This window comes from Chitinophagaceae bacterium (genome assembly GCA_030053935.1).
Classification (GTDB): domain Bacteria; phylum Bacteroidota; class Bacteroidia; order Cytophagales; family JASGCU01; genus JASGCU01.
This window is the reverse complement of record JASGCU010000148.1, coordinates 1-2,975: the sequence shown is the minus strand read 5'-3', so window position 1 is coordinate 2,975 and position 2,975 is coordinate 1. Positions and strand designations below refer to the sequence as shown.

Annotated in this window: 3 protein-coding genes; 2 read left to right on the top strand and 1 reads right to left on the bottom strand. The window is 34.1% G+C overall.

What is annotated here, in order from left to right:
• Positions 1-394 precede the first annotated feature (394 nt).
• Together QM536_09745 and QM536_09740 are read left to right on the top strand one after the other, a co-directional pair.
• Positions 395-1,243 carry a hypothetical protein gene (locus tag QM536_09745; GenBank protein MDI9357292.1) on the top strand — a complete coding sequence of 283 codons (849 nt, stop codon included), beginning with the start codon at positions 395-397 and terminating at the stop codon, positions 1,241-1,243.
• 8 nt (positions 1,244-1,251) lie between these two features.
• Entirely contained in the window at positions 1,252-2,337 is a 1,086-nt protein-coding gene (locus QM536_09740; protein MDI9357291.1) for an esterase-like activity of phytase family protein, read from the top strand.
• Positions 2,338-2,340: 3 nt separating this feature from the next.
• On the opposite strand, the gene QM536_09735 is transcribed toward QM536_09740, so the two are convergent.
• Entirely contained in the window at positions 2,341-2,904 is a 564-nt protein-coding gene (locus QM536_09735; protein MDI9357290.1) for an HAD family hydrolase, read from the bottom strand.
• Positions 2,905-2,975: the final 71 nt, after the last annotated feature.

The following is a 2,975-nucleotide window of genomic DNA, read 5'->3' as shown; positions in this document are numbered from 1 at the left end:
TTCTAAAAATTCAAAATTACCGTATTTTGTTGGTAAATAAGGTTGAAGAAGTAATAGGTATATTTTGACCTCCCCCAGCCCCTCCAAAGGAGGGGAGTTTTTGACCTCCCGCATCTTCTACCAATATTTCGGTGCTATGACCTTTTGATTGTGTTGTTGTGGCATTTTTATAACAAGATTACAAGGATACACCCTTAAAAAGCAATAGTTTTTTTATTTTTAAGATTGTTTAGGTAATAAAAGCGTAAAAAATAATTTAAATGAGAAGAAAACTGAAATACTTTTATTTTTTTTATGATATTATTTATATACTAATGTAATGAAACTATACACTTAATACTAAAAAAGTATACTTTTGTATTACATACCACCATAGTTAATAAAAACGCATAGAATGATACTGATAGCAGAAAGTGGTGCTTCTAAAATAGAATGGAGAACCATACAAAATAAAAATGAAATAGTAGAGTTGTCTACAGAAGGATTTAACCCGTATGTGCAATCTGTGGAAGTTTTGAAAAAAATAATAGAAACAAACAAAATAGGACATCATCAGGGAGGAGAAATAAAAAAAGTTTTTTTTTATGGTGCGGGCTGTAGCTCTGATAGAAACAAAGAGATAGTAAAAGGAGCAATTCAATTTTTTTTTCAAGGGGCTTCCATAGAAGTAGCGCATGACCTTATGGGGGCTACGAGGGCTGCCTGTGGAAATGAAAGAGGAATAGTATGTATATTGGGAACGGGGTCTAACTCATGTCTCTATGACGGAAAAAATATCATAGACCGTATCCCCTCATTAGGGTATATACTGGGAGACGAAGGCAGTGGAGTGGCAATGGGAAAGATACTTCTGAACAAAATAATACGCAAACAGCTCCCACAAGAGGTACTCCATCTTTTTCACTCTACGTATCCTCTCAATGAAGAAATTCTCTTACAAAATGTATATAAAGAACCATACCCATCCAAGTACATTGCCTCTTATACAAAGTTTTTATCTACTCATAGAGCAATTCCCGAACTCTATCAAATAGTATCGGGGAGCATTCGTGCTTTTTTTGACTCCATTTTATTACACTACCCTCATTATCAGACGATACCTGTTTTTTTTGTGGGTTCTATAGCATTTTATTTTTCAGATATCTTACACAAGATAGCATCAGAAAAAAACATATCCATACAAAATATTATCCAAAGCCCTATACAAAACCTCGTATTATACCATATAAAAGACATTGCATGAGAAATTTTATGAAACCATTTTTGATACTTTTTTGTACTCTTCTATCGTTCTTTGTGTATTCTCAAAAGAAAAGAAGCATACGATTTTTAGATTTTTATGAAATACCTTACAATACTTCTTTTCAAAATACTACTATTGGAGGGTTGTCAGGGATAGATTATGATTCCAAACATGATATTTACTATGTTATATCTGATGATAGGGGGACTATTAATGCGCCTCATTTTTATACTCTGCAAATAAAAATAAAAGACCAGCAGATAGATACTCTTGTTTTTCAGAATGTTTCTTTTTTATTAGACGAAACAGGAAATATCTATAAAAGCCCAAGACCAGATCCAGAATCCATTCGTTACCACAGCGTAGAAGAATCTCTTTTTTGGTCAAGCGAAGGGGAAAGAATCCTTTCAGCAACCGATACTTTTTTTTCTGACCCATTTATAAAAGTGCAAAAAAAAGACGGAAGCTTTGTAAAACAAATTGCTCTCCCATCCAGTTTGAAAATGGAATTACTCTCCGGACCAAGACAAAATGGAAGTATTGAAAGTATTGATTTTGACTCAGAATATAAAAACCTGTTTTTTGCCTTAGAAGAACCCCTCATAGAAGATGGAGAGAGAGCTGATACTGCCAATCAAGCCCTCTCTCGCATATATCAAATCGACTTATACAATCCTAACATTTCGTCCATCTATGCGTATCCATTAGACCCAATAGCATACTCCCCTATACCGAAAAATAGCTACAAAATAAATGGAATTGTGGATATTCTGCATATAGAAGAGGAAACTTTATGGCTTACAGAAAGATCATATTCTAACGGGATACGCGGATGTATCATAAAAATATTTCAAATCCAATTAGACAAGAATAAGGAGACAAAAACTCTCAAAGACCTTCCTACAAACAAAATACTCACTAAAACGCTCCTTTATGACTTCCGAACCACAGGAATATTTATAGAAAATATTGAAGGAGCAACCATAGGGAAACCCATGAATAACGGAAATAAAACCTTGCTCTTTGTATCTGATAATAATTTTTTAGAGAATATACCCACTCAGTTCTTTCTTTTTGAGATGATAGAAGAATGAAAATTATGCTCGGGGATATTTTTGGAGAATAATTTCTACCGCACTGTATAAATTATTTGCAATATAATTGGGTTGCACAGAATGATGCCCATCAGATCCACCCCACCCAGTTTTTACAAGGATAGTTTTTAGTCCCGCATCCATACCCGCCTTTATATCTCTGGTAGCATCTCCCACGAGGTAAGAACGAGATGTATCAATATTAAAATCTCTATATGCTTCTTGTATCATACCTATACCTGGTTTTCTGCAAACGCATTCGGGTTGATATTGTGGGTGATGGGGACAGAAATATATCTTATCTATGTAAGCATTATATTCTTTGAGAGATGTTTGCATCTGTTTGTGTATTGCTTCTAATCCTTCTAAAGAAAGTATTCCCCGTCCCACTAAGGATTGATTGGTGATAACTATGCACAGGAACCCAGCTGTATTCAAAAGCCTTATTGCCTCCTCCGATTTTTTTATAAAATGAAAATCTTTGTAAAGGGTCAGAGTTTCTACATTTTCATTTATAACTCCGTCTCTATCTAAAAATACAGCGGGTCGTTTTTGTGATAATATCATTATGAGATAAAGTGTAATAAATACTTACATGTAAATCCAGAGTAATAATTTTGGAGTGTTAAAGAGAGAGA

What these genes read in the sequence shown, in the direction of transcription:
- QM536_09745 (MDI9357292.1), top strand. Translation starts at nt 395, where the DNA reads ATGATACTGATAGCAGAAAGTGGTGCTTCTAAAATAGAATGGAGAACC.
- QM536_09740 (MDI9357291.1), top strand. Translation starts at nt 1,252, where the DNA reads ATGAAACCATTTTTGATACTTTTTTGTACTCTTCTATCGTTCTTTGTG.
- QM536_09735 (MDI9357290.1), bottom strand. Translation starts at nt 2,904, where the DNA reads ATGATATTATCACAAAAACGACCCGCTGTATTTTTAGATAGAGACGGA.